Raw genomic sequence first — 21,998 nt, 5'->3', positions numbered from 1 at the left:
GGAGCCGGCGGCCGAGGCCGCTCCTCCGGCGCGTCCGCGTCGTCGGGCTGTCCGCAAGGCGACCGCTCCGGCGGGTGCGCCGCAGGCCGCCGAGGTGGTGGAGGAGGTCGCCGAGACCGCGCAGGCCGAGACGGCCGCGCCCGCGGTGACCCCGGAGCCGGCGGCCGAGGCCGCTCCTCCGGCGCGTCCGCGTCGTCGGGCTGTCCGCAAGGCGACCGCTCCGGCGGGTGCGCCGCAGGCCGCCGAGGTCGTGGAGGCGGTCGCCGAGACCGCGCCGGAGGCCGTCGAGGAGGAGACCGAGGAGCCGCCCGTGGCGGAGGCCCCTCGTGGCCGTCGCCGTGCGGTGCGCAAGGCGACCTCTCCCGCCGGCGCCCCGCAGACGGCTGAGCCCGCTGCCCAGGACACCCCGGCCGAGCCCGTGAAGGCCCCTGAGGCCGTCGTGGAGGCCGCCCCCGCCGAGGAGCCCGCCGCCGCGCCCCGTGGGCGGACCAGGCGCCGCGCGTCCGCGCCCGCCGGTGCGCCGCAGGCAGCGGCGGACGGCGGTGCCGCCCCGGCCGTCGTCGCGGAGTCCGCGGCCGAGCCGGTACCGGCTCCGGAGGCCGACGAGGCTCCCGCCGCCGAGGCCGCGCCGCCCGCCCGTACCCGCCGCCGCGCCTCCCGCAAGGCGAGCGCCCCGGCCGGCAGCCCTCAGTCCGTCGAGGACGTCGCCGAGGCCGCGGCCGAGCAGGCCGAGAGCCTTCCCGCGGCCGTCGCCGAGGAACTGGCCACCGAGACCGAACAGGTCGAGGAGGCCGCGCCGCGCGGCCGTCAGCGCCGTCGCGCCACCGCCGGCGCGGGCAGCCCCGAATTCACCGGCAGGACGGAGGAGCCCGCCCGTAAGGGGCGTCGCGCGGCCCGTCCCGCCGTGGCGGTGTTCCAGGCGCCGGTCTTCGCCGAGCCGATGTTCCAGACCCCGGAGACCGCCGCTGCCGCGGCCGCCGCCGCGGGCGCCGCACCGGCGTACGAAGAGAGCGAGGAGCGCGAGGAGAGGGCCCAGCGCACGCCCGCCGCCGAGCAGGCCGCCGAGGCCGCTCCCGCGGAGGCGTCGCAGGGCGGTTCGCGCCGCCGCCGCCGTCGCCGGGGTGAGGCGGTCGAGACCGAACCGGCCGCGACCCCCGTCACCCTCCCCGCCGAGCAGGCCGCCCCGGCGCCCGCCGCCGAGGAGGAGGCCGAACCGGAGACGGACGCCGAGCACGAGGGCGACGAGTCGGAGGAGTACGGGGACCGGCCCTCGCGCCGCCGCCGCCGTGGCGGCCGTCGCCGTCGCCGTGGCGAGGCCGGCGACGCGGACGACACCGAGCAGCAGGACGAGGCTTCCCCGGACCGCGGCGAGGACGAGCAGCACGCGCAGGAGGAAGAGGACGAGGAGGAGCACGAGTCCTCCTCCGGGTCCAGCAGCAGCCGCCGTCGCCGTCGCCGTCGGCGCCGTAGCGGGGACTCCTCGGGTGAGGACACCGGCGCGGGTGCCGACGACCCCGAGCGGACGGTCGTCAAGGTCCGTGAGCCGCGCAAGAAGGAGGCCGAGCGCGAGCCCGGCACCGGCTTCGACGAGGTCCAGTCCATCAAGGGCTCGACCCGGATGGAGGCCAAGAAGCAGCGTCGCCGTGAGGGACGCGAGCAGGGCCGCCGCCGTGTGCCGATCATCACCGAGGCGGAGTTCCTGGCCCGCCGCGAGGCTGTCGAGCGCGTCATGGTCGTCCGCCAGAGCGGCGAGCGCACCCAGATCGGCGTCCTCGAGGACAACGTGCTCGTCGAGCACTACGTCAACAAGGAGCAGGCCACCAGTTACGTCGGCAACGTCTACCTGGGCAAGGTGCAGAACGTCCTGCCGTCCATGGAGGCCGCCTTCGTCGACATCGGCAAGGGCCGCAACGCGGTGCTGTACGCCGGTGAGGTCAACTTCGAGGCGCTCGGCATGGCCCACGGGCCGCGCCGTATCGAGACCGCGCTGAAGTCCGGCCAGTCCGTCCTCGTCCAGGTGACGAAGGACCCGATCGGCCACAAGGGCGCCCGTCTGACCAGTCAGGTCTCGCTGCCCGGCCGGTACCTGGTCTACGTGCCCGAGGGCTCGATGACCGGCATCAGCCGCAAGCTGCCCGACACCGAGCGCGCCCGGCTGAAGAGCATCCTCAAGAAGATCGTTCCCGAGGACGCGGGCGTCATCGTGCGCACCGCCGCCGAGGGTGCGAGCGAGGACGAGCTGCGCCGTGACGTCGAGCGGCTGCAGCAGCAGTGGGAGGACATCCAGAAGAAGGCGAAGAGCACCAGCAGCTCCAACGCGCCGACCCTGCTCTACGGCGAGCCGGACATGACCGTCCGGGTCGTCCGGGACATCTTCAACGAGGACTTCTCCAAGGTCATCGTCAGCGGTGACGACGCCTGGGAGACCATCCACGGCTATGTCTCGCACGTCGCCCCGGACCTGGCGGACCGGCTGTCGCGGTGGACCTCCGAGGTCGACGTCTTCGCGACGTACCGCATCGACGAGCAGCTGATGAAGGCACTGGACCGCAAGGTCTACCTGCCGAGCGGTGGTTCGCTGGTGATCGACAAGACCGAGGCGATGGTCGTCGTCGACGTCAACACCGGGAAGTTCACGGGCCAGGGCGGGAACCTCGAGGAGACCGTCACCAAGAACAACCTGGAGGCGGCCGAGGAGATCGTGCGCCAGCTGCGGCTGCGCGACCTCGGCGGCATCGTGGTCGTCGACTTCATCGACATGGTGCTCGAGTCCAACCGGGACCTGGTCCTGAGGCGCCTGCTGGAGTGCCTGGGCCGGGACCGTACGAAGCACCAGGTCGCCGAGGTCACGTCCCTGGGTCTGGTCCAGATGACCCGCAAGCGGGTGGGCCAGGGTCTGCTGGAGTCCTTCTCCGAGACCTGCGTCCACTGCAACGGTCGTGGCGTGATCGTCCACATGGAGCAGCCCACCTCCGCCGGTGGTGGCGGCAAGCGCTCGAAGAAGCGCGGCCGTGGTGGTGCCGGACACGACCACGACCACGAGCACGCTCACGACCACGAGCAGGCCGAGCAGCACGAGGCCGAGACCGAGGCCGAGGTGGCCGCCGAGGTCGCCGCGCCGGTCGCGCTGCCCGAGCCGGAGTTCGTCGCCGACGAGGAGCTCTACAGCAGCCCGGCCGAGGCCGAGGCAGCGGCCTCGCGCGGCCGTGGACGCCGCCGTGCGACCCGTAAGGCCACGGCTCCGGCCGGCGCGCCCGCGCCGGTGGCGGAGGAGCCCGCGCCCGCGTCCCCGGCGCAGGCCGAGCCGCAGGCCGCGGAGCAGCCCGCCGAGACCGGGGCGGAGGCGTCCGCCGCCCCCGAGGCCGATGCCGCACCTCCGGCACGTGCACGCCGGAGGGCGACCCGGAAGGCGACCGCCCCGGCGGGTTCGCCCAAGGCGGCCGACGTGGCGCCGCCGGTCCGGCCCGCCGAGCCCGCGGCGGAGCCCGTCGCGGCCGAGGACCCGGTCGTGGAGGCGCCCGCCGCCCCGGCACCGGCCGAGGCCGAGGTCACGGTGGCCGAGGAGCCGGCGCCCGCGGCCCCGCCGCGCGCCCGTCGCCGGGTGACCCGCAAGGTCACCGCTCCGGCCGGATCGCCCGCCGGAGCCGAGGAGGCGGCTGCCGTGGTCGTGGCGGACACCCCGTCCGACGACGCGCCCGAGGCGGACGCCGCCGATGAGGCGGAGGCACCGGCCAAGAAGGCCGCGGCACGGAAGACCGCGAAGAAGGCCACCGCCAAGAAGGCGGCGACCAAGAAGACGGCGGCGAAGAAGACCGCCGCCAAGAAGACCGCGGCGAAGAAGACGACGACCAAGAAGGCAGCGGCGAAGAAGACCGTCGCAGCCGAGAAGTCGTCGCGTTCGGTGACGAGTTCGGCCTCGTCGGCAGAGGCCGGTCCGGCCGCCGAATGAGCATTCCGTAATCGGTTGTTCATCGATTCGTGTCCCGCCCCGGAGCTTTCGGGGCGGGACACGTGCTTTGTTTCTGAACTGATGCAGGGGCCGGTTAACGGGCCTGAAATGACCTAAGAAATCCCTGATAATGTGACGGCGGTCGCTGAATGTGAAGTTCCCGCGAGGGAATCACGGACAGTTACCGACCTGGTCCGGGTTCGGCCGGGTCCTGTTTCCTCGGTAGGGCGTCGGCTAATTGCCGGTGGGGTGGCGCGCGGCCTCGGCGAGACGTCCCGCACCTCAGATCTCTGCCTGTGAAGAGCTCTTGCGGTGTTCAAGGAGGACGTCCATGACGAGCATCAACGAGCAGCCCATCCCTGCTGCCCGCCCGGTGATCGGTGAAGAGGAGATCGAGGCCGCCGTACGTGTGCTGCGCAGCGGTCGCGTCGTGCAGGGCCCGGAGGTGGCCGCCTTCGAGGAGGGCTTCTCCGAGCTGGTCGACGGCCGTCACTGCGTCGCCGTCAACTCCGGTACCTCCGCACTGCACATGCTTCTGCTCGCCCTGGGCATCGGCCCGGGCGACGAGGTGATCGTCCCGTCCTTCTCCTTCGCGGCCTCCGCCAACGCCGTCCGGCTTGTGGGCGCCGACGTGGTGTTCGCCGACATCGAGCCCGGCAGCTACGGGCTGGACCCCGCCGCCGTCGAGGCGGCCGTCACGCCGCGTACCGCCGCGATCATGCCGGTACACCTCTACGGTCACCCGGCCGCCATGGACAAGCTCATGCCCATCGCCCGGAAGCACAAACTCGCCGTCGTCGAGGACGCCTGCCAGGCCCACGCCGCCGCACTGAACGGCACGCCCGTCGGAGCCTTCGGCGAGGGCGGGACGTTCAGCTTCTACCCGACGAAGAACATGCACGCCCTCGAGGGCGGCATGGTCACGACGGCGGACGCCGAACTCGCCCGCACCCTGCGCCTCCTGCGCAACCAGGGCATGGAGCAGCGCTACGCCAACGAGATCGTCGGCGCCAACATGCGCATGACCGACGTGGCCGCAGCCGTCGGCCGCGTCCAGCTCTCCAAGGTCGGCGGCTGGACCGAGCAGCGCCGCGCCAACGCCGCGTACCTCGACGCGCACATCACCGCCCCGAACGTCACGACGCCGCCGGTCGCCGAGGGCGCCCGTCACGTCTACCACCAGTACACGATCCGGGTGCGGGGCGACCGCGAGGCCGCGATGGCGAAGCTCACCGAGGCCGGGATCGGCAACGCCGTCTACTACCCGACCCCGATCCACCGGCTCAAGCCGTACTGGGAGCCGGACCAGAAGGCCGGCCGGAACTGGGACCTGCCCGAGACCGAGCGGGCGGCCGCCGAGGTCGTCTCGCTCCCCGTCCATCCGTCGCTCGGCGAGGGCGACCTCGAGCGCATCGTCAACGCCGTGAACGCACTGGGGGAGAGCCTGTGAGCGCCGCCGTACTGAGGGCCGGACTCATCGGCCTCGGCTCCATGGGGCGCAACCACGCCCGTGTCCTGGCCGGACTCGAGGGCGTGGACCTCGTCGGCGTCGTCGACCCGATGGGCGACAAGAACGGCTGGGCGCAGGGCGCCCCCGTCCTGTCCACCGTCGAGGAACTCATCGCGCTCGGCGTCGACTACGCGGTCGTGGCCTGCCCGACCGCCCTCCACGAGGAGGTCGGCCTCCAGCTCGCAGACGCGGGCGTCTGCGCCCTGATCGAGAAGCCGCTCGCGGACACCGTCGAAGGCGCCCGACGCCTCGTCGACGCCTTCGAGTCGCGCGGGCTGGTGGCCGGCGTCGGCCACATCGAGCGCTGCAACCCGGCGCTGCGTTCTCTGCGCAGCCGTCTGGAGGCCGGTGAGCTCGGCGAGGTGTTCCAGGTCGTCACCCGCCGTCAGGGGCCCTTCCCGCACCGCATCGCGGACGTCGGTGTGGTCAAGGACCTCGCCACGCACGACATCGACCTGACGGGCTGGGTGACCGGCCGGACGTACGCCTCGATCGCCGCCCACACGGTCTCCAAGTCGGGGCGCCCGCACGAGGACATGGTCTCCGCCGTGGGCAAGCTCTCCGACGGCACCATGGTCAACCACCTGGTCAACTGGCTGAGCCCGCTCAAGGAGCGGTTCACCTCCGTCACCGGCGAGCGCGGCTGCTACATCGCCGACACCCTGACCGCCGACCTCACCTTCCACTCCAACGCCGCCGTCACCACCGAGTGGGAGGCGCTGCGGGCGTTCCGCGGTGTCTCCGAGGGCGACATGATCCGCTACGCCATCCCGAAGCGCGAGCCGCTGCTCGTCGAGCACGAGCTCTTCAGGGACGCGGTGCTGGGCGAGTCGGCCGATATCTGCACATTGCGGCAGGGGTTGCGTACCGTCGAGGTGGCGGCTTCGGTTCTGGAATCGGCCCGGAGCGGTCGGACGGTTGATCTCGAGACAGGAGAGTCCGCTCATCATGGCGGTTGAGAGTTCGGTGGAGGGGGCACGGCGCGCATCCCGCGGGAAGATCGTCATGCTCGTCGACAACGGCGTGAACGGTGACTCGCGTGTCCAGAAGGAGGCGCGTTCGGCGGCCGCGGCCGGCTGGGACGTCGTGCTCCTGGGCAAGTCACCGACCAAGAAGCAGCAGAGCTGGCAGATCGGCGATGCCGAGGTGCGTCTGCTGTACGTCCCGTCCCCCCTGCACCGCAGGCGCCACGAGTACCGCCGTGCCGTTCTGAGGTCGCCGCTCGCCTACAAGCCCGGCCCGCTGGCCGCCTACCGCAAGCAGCGGATGAAGGCCTGGCGCACCGAGCTGAACATCCAGCTCATCGAAGCGGGGCGCAGGAAGTCGGCCGTGGGCAGGCTCCGGCTGCTGCCGCCCCGTCTGCTCTCCAAGGCGATGAGCAAGTGGGTGGGCGTGCGAGCCGGTCGTACGGCGGCCCTGGAACAGCGCCGCAAGGACATGACGTCACCTCTCGACCGGTTCACGACCGCGTTCTGGCAGCGCACCATGGGGGACCGGTCCTGGCGCCGGCTCGACCCGGCGCTGTGGGACATGGAACTGGCCTACGGCAAGGTCATCGACTCCCTCGAGCCGGACCTGATCCACGCCAACGACTTCAGGATGCTCGGCGTGGGCGCGCGCGCCAAGCTGCGGGCGTCGGCCCGGGGCCGCGACGTGAAACTCGTCTGGGACGCCCACGAGTACCTGCCGGGCATCAAGCCGTGGCACGCGCACCCCCGGTGGCACGTCGCGCAGTGCGCGTACGAGAGGGAGTTCTCGCAGTACGCCGATTCGGTGGTGACGGTCTCCGAGACGCTCGCCGACATGCTGGCCGAGCGGCACGGGCTGAAGTCGAAGCCGGACGTGGTGCTGAACGCGCCCTACGCGGAGATCTCCCCCGAGGAGGCCGCCGAGCCCGTTCCCGACCTGCGTGAACTCTGCGGAATCGGTCCGGACGTCCCGCTCACCGTGTACAGCGGATCCGCAGCCGTGCAGCGCGGTCTCGACATCATGGTCGAGTCGATGCCGCAACTGCCCGGTGTGCACGTCGCGTTCGTGGTGCTCCGGGAGACGTCGGAACTCATGAGGCAGCTGACGGCCCGTGCCGAGGAACTGGGCGTGGCGGACAGGCTGCACATCGTGCCGTACGTGCCGCACTACCAGGTCGTGCCCTATCTCTCCTCGGCCGATATCGGTGTCATCCCGATCCATCACTGGCCGAATCACGAGATCGCACTGATCACCAAGTTCTTCGAGTACTCGCACGCACGCCTCCCGCTCGTCGTCAGCGACGTCAAGACCATGGGCGAGATGGCCACGAGGACCGGACAGGGCGAGGTGTTCACCGCCGAGGACGTGTCGGACTACGTCCGTGCCGTGAAGGTCGTGCTCGCCGACCCCGAGAAGTACCGTGACGCCTACAACTCCGAGGGGCTGCTCCAGGAGTGGACCTGGGAGGCGCAGGCGGAGGTGCTCGACGCGGTGTACGTACGCACACTCGGGGACGGTGCCCCCGGCAAGGACGCCGTTCGGACCGTCAGGGGGGTGGCATGACCGGAAGTCCCGACGTCAGTGTGGTCGTCGCTGTCTACAACACGATGCCCTATCTGACGGAGTGCCTGAACTCCCTCGTCGGTCAGAGCATCGGCATCGACCGCCTCGAGGTCGTCGCGGTCGACGACGGGTCGACGGACGAGAGCGGCGCCGAGCTCGACCGCTTCGCCGAGCGGTACCCCGGTACGGTCAAGGTCATCCACCAGGCCAATTCGGGTGGCCCCGCGGCCCCCAGCAACAGGGCCCTGGACGTGGCCACGGGCCGGTTCGTGTACTTCATAGGCTCCGACGACTACCTGGGCGAGGAAGCCCTGGAGCGGATGGTGGCCTACGCGGACGAGCACGATTCCGACGTGGTCGTCGGCAAGATGGTCGGGACCAACGGCCGGTACGTACACCAGAAGCTGTACAAGAAGAACGACCCGGACGTCAGCCTCTTCCGGTCGAGCCTGCCCTTCACTCTGGCGAACACCAAGCTGTTCCGCCGTGACCTGATCGAGAAGCACGGGCTGCGCTTCCCGGAGGACCTCCCGGTCGGCAGCGACCAGCCCTTCACCATCGAGGCGTGCGTCCGGGCCCGCAAGATCTCGGTGCTCTCCGACTACACCTTCTACTACGCGGTGAAGCGCGGCGACGCCAGCAACATCACGTACCGGGCCAACCACCTCGCCAGGCTGCGCTGCACCGGCGCGATCATGAAGCACGCCGCCTCGCTGGTGCCGGCCGGACCCGACCGGGACGCGCTCCTCGAACGGCACTTCACCTGGGAGCTGGCCAAACTCGTCCAGGACGACTTCCTCGACCTGGACGCCGCGACCCGGCAGGAGGTCTGCGAGGGCGTCGCCGCGCTCGCGGACGAGTACCTCACCGACGAGCTCAGGGACTCCCTGGACGTCAAGCGCCGTGTACGCATCTGCCTGGCGCAGGCCGGTGCCGTCGACGTACTCGTCCGTGCCCTCGCCGAAGAGGCGGAGCACGGCGCTCCGCCCTTCCACCTCGAGGACGGCCGGGCCTTCGCCATGTACCCCGGATTCCGGGACGGCACCCTGCCCGACCGGGTCTACGAACTGGTCGGCGAAGCGGTTCCCGGGCGGCTGGCGCAGGGGACCGAGCTCGTGGCCGCCGAATGGAACCAGGCCGGCGACGACCTGTCCCTCGCCCTCACGGCGCGGGTCGGAGTCCTGGGCGACACGGGGTCCCTGACCGTACGTCTGGCCACGGGCGCCATGCCGAAGTCGGCGGACAAGCCGGGCGCCCGCCGTCTCCCTGCCGGCCACGAGATCCCTCCCCCGGCGGGAGAGGCCGGCCGCCAGGTGGCCGACGACGGCCGGGCGACGACGGTGCGTGCCCGGATCCCCATCCAGGCCGTGAAGGCCAAGCTGGGCGTCCGCGTGTACGTGGACGTGGCAGGCTCGACGTACGAAATCCCGTTGAAGACCGGCGGCATGCCGCTGCCCCTGGCGCGCCGCTGGCGGCAGGCCGTCCCGTACCGGGTGGCGGCGAACCGGAACCCCAAGGGCCGGCTCGTGATCACGACGGCTCCCCTGTGGGAGATCGCTCCTGGTGCGGGCAAGCGGCTGCGCCACCTGCTGTCCAGGCTGAAGAGGAAAGTAACCCGATGAACATCTGTGTAGTCGCGCTCGGCAAGATCGGCCTTCCGCTCGCCGTGCAGTTCGCCGCCAAGGGCCACAAGGTCGTCGGCGCGGATGTCAATGAGAAGGTCGTCGAGCTGGTCAACGCGGCTACCGAGCCGTTCCCCGGCGAGCACGACCTGGACGTCAAGCTCAAGGAGACCGTGGGCGCGGGTCTGCTCTCCGCGACGACGGACACCACGGCCGCGGTCGCGGCGTCCGACGCCGTCGTGGTCGTCGTGCCGCTGTTCGTGGACGCCGAGGGCACCCCGGACTTCGGCTGGATGGACGCGGCGACGAAGGCCATCGCGGCCGGCCTGAAGCCGGGCACTCTCGTCAGCTACGAGACGACCCTGCCGGTGGGCACCACGCGCACCCGCTGGGCCCCGATGCTCGCCGAGGGTTCGGGCCTCACCCCGGGACGCGACTTCCACCTCGTCTTCTCCCCTGAGCGTGTCCTGACCGGCCGTGTCTTCGCCGACCTGCGCCGCTACCCCAAGCTGGTCGGAGGCATCGACGAGGCGTCCTCGCAGCGCGGTGTGGAGTTCTACGAGGCCGTGCTCGACTTCGACGACCGCGACGACCTGCCGCGCCCCAACGGCGTCTGGGACCTCGGTACCGCCGAGGCCTCCGAGCTCGCCAAGCTCGCCGAGACCACCTACCGCGACGTCAACATCGGCCTGGCCAACCAGTTCGCCCGGTTCGCCGACAAGAACGGCATCGACGTCAAGAAGGTCATCGAGGCCTGCAACAGCCAGCCGTACAGCCACATCCACCAGCCGGGCATCGCGGTCGGCGGGCACTGCATCCCGATCTACCCGCGGATGTACCTGTGGAACGACCCCGAGGCCACCGTCGTGCGCTCCGCCCGTGAGGCGAACGCAGCGATGCCCGAGTACTCCGTCGACCTGCTGGCCGCCGCCTACGGCGACCTGGACGGCGCCGGTGTCCTGGTGCTGGGCGCGGCCTACCGCGGTGGCGTGAAGGAGACGGCCTTCTCGGGCGTCTTCGGAGTCGTGCAGGCCCTCAAGGCGCGGGGCGCCGTGCCGTTCGTCTCGGACCCCATGTACACGGCGGAGGAGTTGGCCGCGCACGGACTCGTGCCGCACGAGGGCCAGGCCGTCACCGCCGCGATCCTCCAGGCGGACCACGCCGAGTACCGCGAGCTGGCCGCCTCCGACCTCCCGGACGTGCGGGTGCTGGTCGACGGGCGCCGTACGACCGACCCGGCCAACTGGGCCGGTGTGCGCCGAGTCGTCATCGGCGGCTGATCCGTCATGACCTGGCTGATCACCGGCGGAGCCGGCTACATCGGATCCCACGTGGTCCGGGAGATGGCCGGACGCGAGTCCGTCGTCGTTCTCGACGACCTCAGCACGGGCAGGGCCGAGCGGCTGCCGCAGGACGTGCCGCTGGTGGTCGGCTCGGTCCTCGACGGGGGCCTGCTCGAACGTGTGCTGGCCGAGTACGCGGTGACGGGCATCGTGCACCTCGCCGGCAAGAAGCAGGTCGCGGAGTCCGTCGCACGTCCGCTCCACTACTACCGTGAGAACGTCGAGGGACTGCGCGTCCTGCTGGACGCGGCCGCCGCCGCGGGTGTCCCGCGCTTCCTCTTCTCCTCGTCGGCGTCCGTCTACGGGATGCCCGACGTCGACCTGGTCACGGAGGAGACCCCGTGCCGGCCGCTGAGCCCGTACGGCGAGACGAAGCTGGCCGGTGAGCGGATGGTCGCCGCGGCCGGCAGCGCCCACGGCATGGCGACCGCGTCGTTGCGCTACTTCAACGTGGCGGGCGCAGCTTCGGCGGAGCTCGCGGACGAGGGCGTGTTCAACCTGGTCCCGATGGTGTTCGAACGGCTCACCGGCAACGAGGCGCCACGTGTCTTCGGCGACGACTACCCGACGCCGGACGGCACCTGCGTCCGCGACTACATCCACGTCGAGGACATCGCGTCGGCGCACGTCGAGGCCGCCCGCCGTCTGGAGCGGGACCCGGCAGCCCGGCTGGTCCTGAACGTCGGCACGGGCAAGGGGGCCTCGGTCACCGAGATGATCGACGTCATCCTCGATGTCACCGGCCGCACCGGTCTCGCCCCGGTCACCGAGGCCCGCAGGCCCGGCGACCCGGCCCGGGTGGTGGCCTCCGCGGACGCCATCCGCCGGGAACTGGACTGGTCGGCCCGGCACGACGTGCGGGCCATGGTCGAATCCGCCTGGGCGGGTTGGTGCCTCAGGCACGGGCTGCCGGTACCGGCATGAGGGCAAGCCCGTCGGAACCGGCTCCGCGAGGTGCCGTACGCCCCACCCGATCCTCAGCAGAACAGGAATGACAGAAGTGCCAGGCAAGAACGAGCGCAGTGGACCGCGTCCGCACCTGCTGTACTTCGCGATCGGGTTCCCCCCCGCTGCGAAGAGCTCCGCGTACCGGATGCGGGAGACCGCGAACCAGTTCGCGGCGGTGGGATGGGACGTCACGGTGGTGACGATCGCGGAGGAGTCCTGGCTCCGGGACTCCGGAGTGGACCACACGCTCTCGGAGTCGGTGGACCAGCACGTCAAGGTGGTGGAGCTGCCGCTGGCCCGCGCGGACCTGGAGACGGACATCCGTCTGTACTCGGAGGAGCGCGCCCTTCGGCCGGGACCCTGGGTCCAGGCCCTCCGGCAGGAAGCCCTCAAGAGCTTCCCCGAACCGGTCTTCGGCGGATGGCGGGAGACCCTGGAGGAGGCCGCGCTCCGGCTGCACCGTGAGCGGCCGGCCGATCTCGTGCTGGCCAGCTGTGTGCCGTACGTCCAGCTGGCCGCCGTCCGGCGCCTGTGGGAGGAGCACCAGGTCCCCTACGCGGTGGACTTCCGTGACGGCTGGTCCGTGGACGTCATCGACGGCGTCGAGGCGTTTCCCAAGGACTCCGAGGCAGGGCGCTGGGAGGAGGACGTGCTGGAGCACGCCCTCTCCCTCTGGGTGGTCAACGACCGGATCGCCGAGCACTACCGCGCCCGCTACCCCGAGCACGCCGACCGCGTCCACGTCGTGCGCAACGGCTACGACCGGGACAGCGTTCCGCCGCCCAAGAGCGGGGCCGACGACGGACGGGGCCTTGTCTTCGGCCACCTCGGTACGGTCAGCTTCTCCGTGCCGCTGCTGGAGTCGGTCATCGCGGCCTGGCGGACCGCGCGCTCGCGGGAGCCGCTGCTCGCGGACGCCCGGTTCGAGGTACGCGGCCACATAGGTGCCGGAGCCAACCGGGAGGCCAACCGCCACATCGACGTGCTGCGGAGCGCGGCCGACGACGGTGTGGTCGTCGGCGGACCGGTGCCCAAGGCCGAGGTCGCCGACGTGTACGCCGCGTGGGACGCCCTGGTACTGATCATCATCGGTGGCCCGTTCATGACGTCGGGCAAGGTCTACGAGTGCATGGCGTCCGGGCTGCCGATCGTCTCCATGCACGCGGCGGACCACGACGCCTCACGCCTGCTGGACGGGAACCCCCTGTGGACCGGCCCCCGTGGGCTGGACGAGGACCGGCTCGCCGACGCCTTCTGCGATGCCGCCCGCATGGTGGTGGAGGCCACCCCGGAACAGCGGGCCGCCGCCCGTGCCCACGGCAGTGCCTACGCCCGTGACCTCCTGATGGCGACCGCCGTGCAGCGTCTCTCCGCCGCGGCACTCGAACAGCAGTCCGTTCTTTCCGGAGGTGCCGGGGCATGACCGACGTAGTGATGATCACGAGTGCGAACCCGCGCCCGGCCGTGTTGGAGACAGCGCTCGCGAAGTACCTGGAGTGCGGCGCCCGGGTCCACCTGGTCGGCAGCTTCAAGGCCGCCGACATGGAGGCGGTCCAGGGCTGGACCACGCTGCACAGGGTGTCCCCCCGCGCCGGGGCCGGCGAGCAGGCGCGGCGCAAGACGGACACGATGAGCGCTGCCGAGCGGCTCTGGTTCCACATCGAGCAGGATCGTGCCGCCCGCGCGGTCGTCCGCCGGGCCGGTGTGGTCGTGGCTCTCGACGAGCGAGCGGTCTACAGCGCCTGGCGCGTGGCCCAGTCCCGGCGGACCCCGGAGGTCCACTACGGACTCGGCCCCGGCCTCAGGGCCGTGGAACGGCTGCGGGAGCAGGGTGGGGCCACCGTGTCCGAGCACGCGCCGACGCCGGTCGCCGCGGCCACCGACGGGCTGCGGCGCCGGCTGCGCGGCCTCCCGTCGGACCTGCTGCGCACGGCCACCGGGCCGCTCGCCCTGCGGAGCCGGATCGGAGCCCGGGCCTGGCGGGCCGCCGTCTCCGCGCCGGGTGTGCCCGACACGCTGCGTCAGGCGGCCACGGAGCAGGTCGTCGAAGGCATGTGGCGGTCCGGGCGCCAGTCCGGTGCGGTCGTCACCGCCCGCGCGGCCGCCGGAAAGGTCTCCGACCCGGCCGTCAGGGCACGTCTGCTGCACGGGGTGGCGACCAGGGTCCTCACGAGCGGCCGTACCCCCGACAACCTCGCTGAGGTCGTCGGGGCGCAGCTGGCGGTGGCGGACGGGCACTACGCGTCCGGCGAGCTGACCGAGGCGTCCAAGGTGCTTCTCGAAGCCATGAAGCTGGCCTTCCACCGCGTCGCCCACGTCGACCAGGTCACCAGCCCCCTGGCCGAGGACCCGGTCGGGTTCACCGCCCCGTTCAGGGAGTCGGTCGCGGCACGCGCCGTGGTCGCGCCGAGGGGCCGAATCTCCCCGGCCGCCGAGCCTCCGAAGGACCGCCCGCTGCGGCTGCTCGTAGCCACCACCGCCAACGCGAACTTCCTGCACCTCATAAGGTCGCACTACGAGGCCCATCCGGACGTCGAACTGCGGTTCCTCGACATGGCCGAACACCCGGCCATGAAGCGGCTCAACGGTGCCGTGCAACGGAACATCGGCTACCGGCTCGGCGACGACCCGCTCTTCGGGCACAGTGCGGAGCAGCAGCTGAGGCCGTATCTCGACTGGGCCGACACCGTGTTCGTGGACTGGTGCAAGGACCCCGCGGCCCTGTTCACCGCGGTCGACCCCGGCGACACGAGGATCATCGTCCGGCTGCACAGCTTCGAGTCCTTCTCGTACTGGCCCCGCATGACGGACTTCTCACGCGTGGACGACATGGTCTTCGTCGCCGACCACATGCGCGACCTCGCCGTGGCCACCATCCCGGGACTGAGCGGGGAGCACGCGCCGCGCACGCACGTCATCGACAACGGCATGGACCTCACCGGCTTCCGGCGTGCGAAGAGCCCGTCGACCCGGTTCAACCTCGGGCTGGTCGGCATCGGCCAGATCGCGAAGGACCCGCTGTGGGCCCTGGACGTCCTCAAGCAGCTCCGCGAACAGGACGAGCGCTACCGTCTGATCCTCATCGGCGGTGAGGTGGCCAAGCTGAGCAACGCCATCAAGGCGTACACGCGGAAGCTGGACAAGGTCCTCAAGCCGCTCCTGGCGGAGGGAGCGGTCGTGCAGCTCGGGCCGACCGACGACGTCGCCGGAGCGCTGGAGGACGTCGGCGTCATCCTCAGCAGCTCGGTGCGCGAGGGCTGCCACGTCGGGCTCATGGAAGGGGCCGCCAGCGGCGCCGTCCCCGTGGTCCGCGACTGGCCGTTCTTCGCGGGGAGGGAGCACGGGCCCAGGACCCTGTACCCGGCCGACTGGGTGGTGGAGACGCCTGCCGAGGCGGCCGAGCGGGTGCGCGCGGTCACCGCGTCCGAGGAGAGCTGGCGCAACGCCGGGAAGCTGGCCTCGGAACACGCGCTGACCAGGTGGGACTGGCCGGTCGTCCGACTGGACTTCGACCGGCTGTTCTTCGGCCGCTGATCGCGGACCAGCGGCACACGGACGTCCCGGGCCCGGGCCTCGTCGCACTGAGGCCGGGTCCGGGACGTCAGCAGTGCATCAGGCCTGGCGCTCCGTCAGGACGCCGTCCCGCTCGTCGTGCAGTGCGCCCGTCTGCGGGCACTCCCAGACGCCCGGCTCGCCGGCCCGCTCCACGAGCTTGACGCCGCTGCGGCCGACCCAGCCGATCCGGCGGGCCGGTACGCCCACGACCAGCGCGAAGTCCGGGACGTCCTTGGTCACCACGGCGCCCGCCGCGACCATGGCCCAGCGGCCGACGCGCACGGGGGCGACGCACACGGACCGTGCGCCGAGGGAAGCGCCCTCGGCGACCTTCACGCCCACGGCCTCCCAGTCGCCGCCGCGCTTCTGCTTGCCCTCGGGGTCCACGGACCGCGGGTTGTGGTCGTTGGTGAGGACCACGGCCGGACCCACGAAGACCCCGTCGCCCAGCTCGGCGGGCTCGTACACCAGGGCGTAGTTCTGCAGCTTGACGTTGTCACCGATCCGCACGCCGGTGCCCACGTACGCACCGCGGCCCACCACGCAGCCCTCGCCGAGCCTGGCGCCCTCGCGGATCTGTGCCAGCTCCCAGACGCTGCTGCCGTCGCCGATCGTGGCGCTCTCGTCGACCTGGGCGGTGGGCTGGACTCTGTAGTTCACGTGTCATTACCTTCCGGAGCGAGGACTTGCCGAGAGCATACGGAGCCGCGCGGCGGCGGTCCGCACCAGCTCTTCGACCGTGGCACACGGGGCGGCCCCGCGCCGGTGCGGCGGACAGGCGCCGCAGGCCGGACGGCGTGCCCCGCAGGTGCTGGTGAGGGGGTCTTGCGATGCGCGGCACCAGGACCCTCTCCCTGATCCGGCCTGATCCGGCCTGATCCGGACGAAAACCCCTAGCTCCCGGAGGGAGCCCGGGTGGTGCGCGCGGGGGACGCGTCGGGAGCGGTCCCGGTGGAGGCGCGTGGGGCCCCGGCGCCACCGCCGGGTCCGAGGCGGCGCAGGAGACGTTCCATGGGATGTTCCACCCACTGGTAGGCCATCGCCGCGACGGTCAGGCTGATCGCCAGTACGGCCAGCCAGACCATCAGGACACCGGCCTGCGAGTCCGGCCGGCCCAGGTGCCCGAGGAAGACCCGGATCACGATCTCGTGGAAGAGGTACCAGGCGAAGGACCAGTGTCCGAGCCGGATCATCCACGGACCGCCCAGACCGGTTCTGCGCCCTTCGAGGTCGGCGGTGGCCGCCGCCGCGACGAGCAGGGCGAACAGCGGCGCGGTGAGCAGTTGGGAGGCGCTGTACGGGCTGTACCAGAGGCTGTCAGGGACCGCACGCGACCACGGCACCAGAGCGATGTGGGCGGCGGCGGTGAGGGCGATGGCCACGGGCAGCCCCACCGGAGGCCGCCAGCCGCGCTTCAGCGCCAGGCCGGCGACCACACCGAGCACGAACTGGAGGGTGCGGGTCGGCGGGAAGTAGTCGATGGCCCAGCTCCTGACCGAGGAATCGGTGAAGAACGAACCGCTCAGCCACACGGCGACCGTCGCGGCGCAGAGGAAGACCACGCACCAGACCCGTCCACGGGCCGACCGCAGCAGGGGCAGGGCCAGCAGCGCGGGGAAGATCAGGTAGAACCAGGCCTCGTCGCTCAGGGACCAGGCCGCCGGGTTGCCGCCCTTGATGTACTCCTGGACGGGCACCCAGGTGTTGACGAGACCGAGCGTGGCCGCGGCGCCCTTGAGGGAGACGGGGGTGCCCAGCAGGTGCCACACGACCGTGGAGACGACCACGGACACGGCCATGAGCGGCCAGATCCTGGCGAAGCGCCGCCAGAAGAAGACACGGGCCGGTACGGCTCTGCCGTCGTACGTCCAGGCCAGCACGAAGCCGGACAGGACGAAGAAGAACGTCACGCCGCTGCGCCCGTACCAGGCCGCATCACTGATCCAGGGAAGCTTTCCCGTCTGCCTCGACAGGTGGTAGAGGACGACGACCAGCGCTGCCCAGAAGCGCAGGCCGGTCAGTGACGGGAGCCGGTCACGCGTCTCCCGTGCGGATGCGGATATCGAACCGGCCGGCATCTGGTCACCATCTTCGGGTACGGGGCGCCGCCCGTAACGGCGTGCCCACGGTGGGACGTTCGTGTCCACGGGACGGATGTGCGCCGGCCGCGGGCCGGGACAGGGAGCAGAGTACGTTCCCCGTCGTTCGCGCCGCCAACACCGGGACGGGCGGGACCGCCCGCCCCTGGACCGCTGGTCCCGCCGTCCTGCGGGTCCGCGTTCTCGGGAGTCAGGCACGAGTTCTACCACCACCGCGCGGCCGGTCGGACGTCAGCGGCCCGGCGGGACCCGGTTTGACCCCCCGCGTCCCGCCCCGTAGCCTTGACCCTCGGCGTGTTTCTGTGCGCCTACCCCCTGAGCACATCCCTCCCGGTGATCCGTCCCCGGGGGAGGCCGCTCATCCTTCCGGACTGTCGTGGGCCCCGGCCCGCGCGGGCGGCTGGCATCAGGGGATCCGTTCCGAGTGAGAGAGAGATCCGCGTGTACGCCATCGTGCGCAGCGGTGGTCGCCAGCACAAGGTTGCTGTCGGCGACATCGTTGAGGTTGACAAGATTTCCACCGCCAAGGTTGGCGACACGGTCGAGCTCTCGACCCTGCTCGTTGTCGACGGCGATGCCGTGACCAGCGACCCGTGGGTGCTGGACGGCATCAAGGTCCAGGCCGAGGTCGTGGACCACCACAAGGGCGCGAAGATCGACATCCTTCGCTACAAGAACAAGACGGGTTACCGCCGCCGCCAGGGTCACCGCCAGCAGTACACGGCGATCAAGGTCACCGGTATCCCCGCGGCTGCGAAGTAAGGGACTGAGGAGACATGGCACACAAGAAGGGCGCATCGTCCACTCGGAACGGGCGCGATTCCAATGCTCAGCGGCTCGGCGTGAAGCGCTTCGGCGGTCAGGCCGTCAACGCCGGTGAGATCCTGGTCCGCCAGCGTGGCACCCACTTCCACCCGGGCACGGGCGTCGGCCGTGGCGGCGACGACACGCTGTTCGCGCTGACCGCCGGTGCGGTGGAGTTCGGTACCCACCGTGGCCGCAAGGTCGTGAACATCGTTCCCGTCGCTGCCTGATCCAGGCAACGGCTGAACGACTCAGCACCTTCCGAGGGCGGATCTCAGCTTTCCCGGGCGACCGGGGAAGCGGGTCCGCCCTCGGCGCGTTACGTCTAGAGACAATTCCGTATTTTTCCGCAGTACCTGGAGGCCCCCACCATGACCACCTTCGTGGACCGCGTCGAGCTGCATGCCGCCGCGGGTAACGGAGGCCACGGCGTGGCCTCCGTGCACCGTGAGAAGTTCAAGCCGCTCGGCGGCCCCGACGGAGGCAACGGCGGACGCGGCGGCGACGTCATCCTCGTCGTCGAGCAGTCCGTGACCACTCTGCTCGAGTACCACCACCACCCCCACCGCAAGGCCACGAACGGCCAGCCCGGGGCCGGCGACAACCGCTCGGGCAAGGACGGGCAGGACCTGGTCCTGCCCGTGCCGGACGGCACCGTCGTCCTGGACAAGGCGGGCAACGTCCTCGCCGACATGGTCGGTCAGGGCACCACCTTCGTGGCGGGCCAGGGCGGCCGGGGCGGCCTCGGCAACGCGGCACTGGCCTCGGCCCGCCGCAAGGCGCCCGGCTTCGCGCTGCTCGGCGAGCCGGGGGAGAGCCGGGACATCGTCCTGGAGCTCAAGACCGTCGCCGACGTCGCGCTCGTCGGTTACCCGAGCGCCGGCAAGTCCTCGCTGATCTCCGTGCTCTCGGCGGCCAAGCCGAAGATCGCGGACTACCCGTTCACGACCCTGGTGCCCAACCTGGGGGTCGTCACCGCGGGCTCCACCGTCTACACCATCGCGGACGTCCCCGGACTCATCCCGGGAGCCAGCCAGGGCAAGGGCCTCGGCCTGGAGTTCCTCCGGCACGTGGAGCGCTGCTCCGTGCTCGTGCACGTCCTGGACACCGCCACGCTGGAGTCGGACCGCGACCCCCTCTCCGACCTCGACATGATCGAGGAGGAGCTGCGGATGTACGGCGGGCTCGAGGACCGCCCGCGCATCGTCGCCCTCAACAAGGTGGACATCCCCGACGGCCAGGACCTCGCGGACATGATCCGCCCGGACCTGGAGGCCCGCGGCTACCGCGTCTTCGAGGTCTCCGCCATCGCGCACAAGGGCCTCAACGACCTCAGCTACGCCCTCGCCGGGATCATCGCCGAGGCTCGCGCCAGCAAGCCGAAGGAGGAGTCGACCAGGGTCGTCATCCGGCCCAAGGCCGTCGACGACGCCGGATTCACGGTGACGGTCGAGGAGGACGGCATCTACCGGGTCCGCGGCGAGAAGCCCGAGCGCTGGATCCGTCAGACCGACTTCAACAACGACGAGGCCGTCGGCTACCTCGCCGACCGCCTGAACCGCCTCGGTGTCGAGGACGAGCTCCGCAAGGCCGGCGCCCAGGCCGGTGACGGCGTGGCCATCGGCCCCGAGGAGAACGCCGTCGTCTTCGACTGGGAGCCGACGATGGCCGCCGGTGCCGAGATGCTGGGCCGCCGTGGTGAGGACCACCGTATGGAGGCCCCGCGCCCCGCGGCCCAGCGCCGCCGCGAGCGCGAGTCCGAGCGGGACGCCGCGCAGCGCGAGTACGACGAGTTCGACCCCTTCTAGGCTGCGCCCCGGACACGTGACCGGCTGGGTCCGGCCGTCCCCCGCGCTGCGGGGAGACGGCCGGACCGGAGGAAATGTCCAGGTCAGGGGCGGTGCGGTGCGGGTCGGCCTTGTGGGAATCGCGTAAGACGTCTGTGGAGTCTGTCACTCCGGGTACATGCCTCGGAGGAGGCAACACCCCTGGCCAGGCGGTGAACTGCGGGTTTCCCACAGGCAAGCGCCGGTAAACGTCCGCCTTGCGAGACGGTCACGGAGAGTGCGACCATCACACTGTTCCCCCCTGTCGTCACAAGGTAGGTCGTCTGTGTCTGTGCCGCATGAAGCCAAGCCCCGGACCACAGCGGTCGTGCTCGCCGGTGGAACCGGCCAGCGTGTGGGTCTGTCGATCCCCAAGCAGCTGCTGAAGATCGCCGGTAAGGCAGTCATCGAGCACACGCTGACCATCTTCGAGAACGCCGAGGGCATCGACGACGTCATCGTGCTGATGGCGCCGGGCTTCGTGCCCGACGTCGAGAAGATCGTCGCCAAGGCCGGGCTGACCAAGGTCATCAAGATCATCGAGGGTGGCAACACCCGGAACGAGACGACCGAGCGCGCCATCGCCGCCCTCGGCGAAGGGCTCGCGGAGGGTGAGGACCGCAACGTCCTCTTCCACGACGCGGTCCGTCCGCTCCTGTCACAGCGAGTCATCAAGGACTGTGTCGACGCCCTCGACCGCTACCAGGCGGTCGACGTGGCGATCCCGTCCGCCGACACGATCATCGTGACCCGGACGCACGGCGAGGACGGCGAGTTCATCACCGACGTCCCCGACCGCTCCAGGCTGCGCCGTGGGCAGACCCCCCAGGCGTTCAAGCTCTCCACGATCCGCAAGGCGTACGAAGTCGCGGCCGGCGACCCGAATTTCCAGGCCACCGACGACTGCTCGGTCGTCCTTCGGTACCTCCCCGACGTGCCGATCTACGTGGTCGCGGGCGACGAGTACAACATGAAGGTGACCCAGCCGGTCGACGTCTTCATCACCGACAAGCTCTTCCAGCTGGCCTCCACCGCCGCCCCGCGCCAGGCCGACGAGGCCGCCTACCGGGAGCTGCTCTCGGGCAAGACGCTGGTCGTCTTCGGCGGGTCGTACGGCATCGGTGCCGACATCGCCACGCTGGCCGAGCAGTACGGCGCCAGTGTCTACGCGCTGGGCCGCTCCACCACCGGCACCCACGTCGAGAACCCCGAGCACATCGACGAGGCGCTCTCCAAGGCCTACGCCGAGACCGGCCGCGTCGACTACGTGATCAACACCGCGGGTGTGCTGCGTATCGGCAAGCTCGCGGAGACGGACAACTCGACGATCCAGGAAGCGCTCAACGTCAACTACCTGGCCCCCGTGCAGATCGCCCGGGCCTCGTACAAGTACCTGGCCGAGACGCAGGGGCAGCTGCTCCTCTACACATCCAGCAGCTACACCCGCGGCCGCGCCGAGTACAGCCTCTACTCCTCCACCAAGGCCGCCATGGTGAACCTCACCCAGGCACTGGCCGACGAGTGGGCGGGCGAGGGCATCAGGGTCAACTGCGTGAACCCGGAGCGCACGGCGACGCCCATGCGGACCAAGGCGTTCGGCCAGGAGCCGGAGGGCTCGCTGCTCTCCTCCGAGGCCGTGGCGCGTACCTCCCTCGACGTGCTCCTGTCCGCGATGACCGGACACGTCATCGACGTACGCCAGCAGGACCCGACCGCGGACGTCACCGAGGCATCGGGATTCGAGCAGGCGCTGGCCTCGGTCCTGGACCGTCAAGAAGATGTGTAATAATTCTTGACAAATGTACTTTTA

At 71.0% G+C, this 21,998-nt stretch carries 15 protein-coding genes; 13 read left to right on the top strand and 2 right to left on the bottom strand.

Going from position 1 to position 21,998, the window contains the following annotated elements; all coding sequences use genetic code 11:
- The 9 genes from ACFXOA_RS02600 to ACFXOA_RS02560 form a co-directional block, all read left to right on the top strand.
- Window positions 1-3,949, top strand: a 3,949-nt coding sequence (locus tag ACFXOA_RS02600; RefSeq protein WP_385021327.1) for a ribonuclease E/G, incomplete at its 5' end; no start/stop codon positions are given.
- 331 nt (window positions 3,950-4,280) lie between these two features.
- Entirely contained in the window at window positions 4,281-5,399 is a 1,119-nt protein-coding gene (locus ACFXOA_RS02595; protein ID WP_362668114.1) for a DegT/DnrJ/EryC1/StrS family aminotransferase, read from the top strand.
- Complete coding sequence (locus ACFXOA_RS02590; RefSeq protein WP_385021323.1) at window positions 5,396-6,418, top strand: Gfo/Idh/MocA family protein; 1,023 nt, start codon at window positions 5,396-5,398, stop codon at window positions 6,416-6,418. Before ACFXOA_RS02595 ends, ACFXOA_RS02590 begins: the two co-directional genes overlap by 4 nt.
- Window positions 6,408-7,991, top strand: coding sequence for a glycosyltransferase family 4 protein (locus ACFXOA_RS02585; protein WP_385021320.1), 1,584 nt, complete (start codon window positions 6,408-6,410; stop codon window positions 7,989-7,991). Before ACFXOA_RS02590 ends, ACFXOA_RS02585 begins: the two co-directional genes overlap by 11 nt.
- Window positions 7,988-9,613 carry a glycosyltransferase family 2 protein gene (locus tag ACFXOA_RS02580; RefSeq protein ID WP_385021316.1) on the top strand — a complete coding sequence of 542 codons (1,626 nt, stop codon included), beginning with the start codon at window positions 7,988-7,990 and terminating at the stop codon, window positions 9,611-9,613. Before ACFXOA_RS02585 ends, ACFXOA_RS02580 begins: the two co-directional genes overlap by 4 nt.
- Window positions 9,610-10,893 (top strand): nucleotide sugar dehydrogenase, encoded by a 1,284-nt coding sequence (locus ACFXOA_RS02575; protein ID WP_385021313.1) that lies wholly within the window; start codon window positions 9,610-9,612, stop codon window positions 10,891-10,893. Before ACFXOA_RS02580 ends, ACFXOA_RS02575 begins: the two co-directional genes overlap by 4 nt.
- A gap of 6 nt (window positions 10,894-10,899) precedes the next feature.
- Window positions 10,900-11,880, top strand: a complete 981-nt coding sequence (galE, locus tag ACFXOA_RS02570; protein ID WP_385021310.1) for a UDP-glucose 4-epimerase GalE — start codon at window positions 10,900-10,902, stop codon at window positions 11,878-11,880.
- A 67-nt stretch (window positions 11,881-11,947) separates the two neighbouring features.
- Complete coding sequence (locus tag ACFXOA_RS02565) at window positions 11,948-13,327, top strand: glycosyltransferase (RefSeq protein ID WP_385021307.1); 1,380 nt, start codon at window positions 11,948-11,950, stop codon at window positions 13,325-13,327.
- The gene (locus ACFXOA_RS02560) at window positions 13,324-15,438 is read left to right on the top strand and encodes a glycosyltransferase family 1 protein (protein WP_385021305.1); all 2,115 of its coding nucleotides are present in this window, start codon (window positions 13,324-13,326) and stop codon (window positions 15,436-15,438) included. The genes ACFXOA_RS02565 and ACFXOA_RS02560 overlap by 4 nt, the downstream gene beginning before the upstream one ends.
- A gap of 78 nt (window positions 15,439-15,516) precedes the next feature.
- Here the strand turns inward: ACFXOA_RS02560 and ACFXOA_RS02555 are convergent, their stop codons facing one another.
- Window positions 15,517-16,119 (bottom strand): acyltransferase, encoded by a 603-nt coding sequence (locus ACFXOA_RS02555; protein WP_385021302.1) that lies wholly within the window; start codon window positions 16,117-16,119, stop codon window positions 15,517-15,519.
- A 233-nt stretch (window positions 16,120-16,352) separates the two neighbouring features.
- Window positions 16,353-17,537 (bottom strand): acyltransferase family protein, encoded by a 1,185-nt coding sequence (locus ACFXOA_RS02550; RefSeq protein ID WP_385021299.1) that lies wholly within the window; start codon window positions 17,535-17,537, stop codon window positions 16,353-16,355.
- A 462-nt stretch (window positions 17,538-17,999) separates the two neighbouring features.
- On the opposite strand from ACFXOA_RS02550, the gene rplU reads away from it, so the two are divergent.
- The 4 genes from rplU (at window position 18,000) to ACFXOA_RS02530 (ending at window position 21,974) form a co-directional block, all read left to right on the top strand.
- Window positions 18,000-18,320, top strand: coding sequence for a 50S ribosomal protein L21 (gene rplU, locus ACFXOA_RS02545; RefSeq protein WP_014045903.1), 321 nt, complete (start codon window positions 18,000-18,002; stop codon window positions 18,318-18,320).
- A gap of 14 nt (window positions 18,321-18,334) precedes the next feature.
- Window positions 18,335-18,592 carry a 50S ribosomal protein L27 gene (rpmA, locus tag ACFXOA_RS02540; RefSeq protein ID WP_014045902.1) on the top strand — a complete coding sequence of 86 codons (258 nt, stop codon included), beginning with the start codon at window positions 18,335-18,337 and terminating at the stop codon, window positions 18,590-18,592.
- Between the two features lie 141 nt (window positions 18,593-18,733).
- A complete protein-coding gene (obgE, locus tag ACFXOA_RS02535; RefSeq protein ID WP_385021294.1) occupies window positions 18,734-20,170 on the top strand; it encodes a GTPase ObgE in 1,437 nt (478 codons plus the stop codon).
- A 304-nt stretch (window positions 20,171-20,474) separates the two neighbouring features.
- The gene (locus ACFXOA_RS02530; protein WP_385021291.1) at window positions 20,475-21,974 is read left to right on the top strand and encodes an SDR family NAD(P)-dependent oxidoreductase; all 1,500 of its coding nucleotides are present in this window, start codon (window positions 20,475-20,477) and stop codon (window positions 21,972-21,974) included.
- Window positions 21,975-21,998 lie beyond the last annotated feature (24 nt).

The organism is Streptomyces sp. NPDC059166 (assembly GCF_042755185.1).
GTDB lineage: Bacteria > Actinomycetota > Actinomycetes > Streptomycetales > Streptomycetaceae > Streptomyces.
This window is presented reverse-complemented; position numbering and strand designations above follow the sequence as displayed.

What these genes read in the sequence shown, in the direction of transcription:
- galE (WP_385021310.1), top strand. Translation starts at nt 10,900, where the DNA reads ATGACCTGGCTGATCACCGGCGGAGCCGGCTACATCGGATCCCACGTG.
- ACFXOA_RS02550 (WP_385021299.1), bottom strand. Translation starts at nt 17,537, where the DNA reads ATGCCGGCCGGTTCGATATCCGCATCCGCACGGGAGACGCGTGACCGG.
- ACFXOA_RS02560 (WP_385021305.1), top strand. Translation starts at nt 13,324, where the DNA reads ATGACCGACGTAGTGATGATCACGAGTGCGAACCCGCGCCCGGCCGTG.
- obgE (WP_385021294.1), top strand. Translation starts at nt 18,734, where the DNA reads ATGACCACCTTCGTGGACCGCGTCGAGCTGCATGCCGCCGCGGGTAAC.
- ACFXOA_RS02565 (WP_385021307.1), top strand. Translation starts at nt 11,948, where the DNA reads ATGACAGAAGTGCCAGGCAAGAACGAGCGCAGTGGACCGCGTCCGCAC.
- ACFXOA_RS02595 (WP_362668114.1), top strand. Translation starts at nt 4,281, where the DNA reads ATGACGAGCATCAACGAGCAGCCCATCCCTGCTGCCCGCCCGGTGATC.
- rpmA (WP_014045902.1), top strand. Translation starts at nt 18,335, where the DNA reads ATGGCACACAAGAAGGGCGCATCGTCCACTCGGAACGGGCGCGATTCC.
- ACFXOA_RS02580 (WP_385021316.1), top strand. Translation starts at nt 7,988, where the DNA reads ATGACCGGAAGTCCCGACGTCAGTGTGGTCGTCGCTGTCTACAACACG.
- ACFXOA_RS02585 (WP_385021320.1), top strand. Translation starts at nt 6,408, where the DNA reads ATGGCGGTTGAGAGTTCGGTGGAGGGGGCACGGCGCGCATCCCGCGGG.
- ACFXOA_RS02575 (WP_385021313.1), top strand. Translation starts at nt 9,610, where the DNA reads ATGAACATCTGTGTAGTCGCGCTCGGCAAGATCGGCCTTCCGCTCGCC.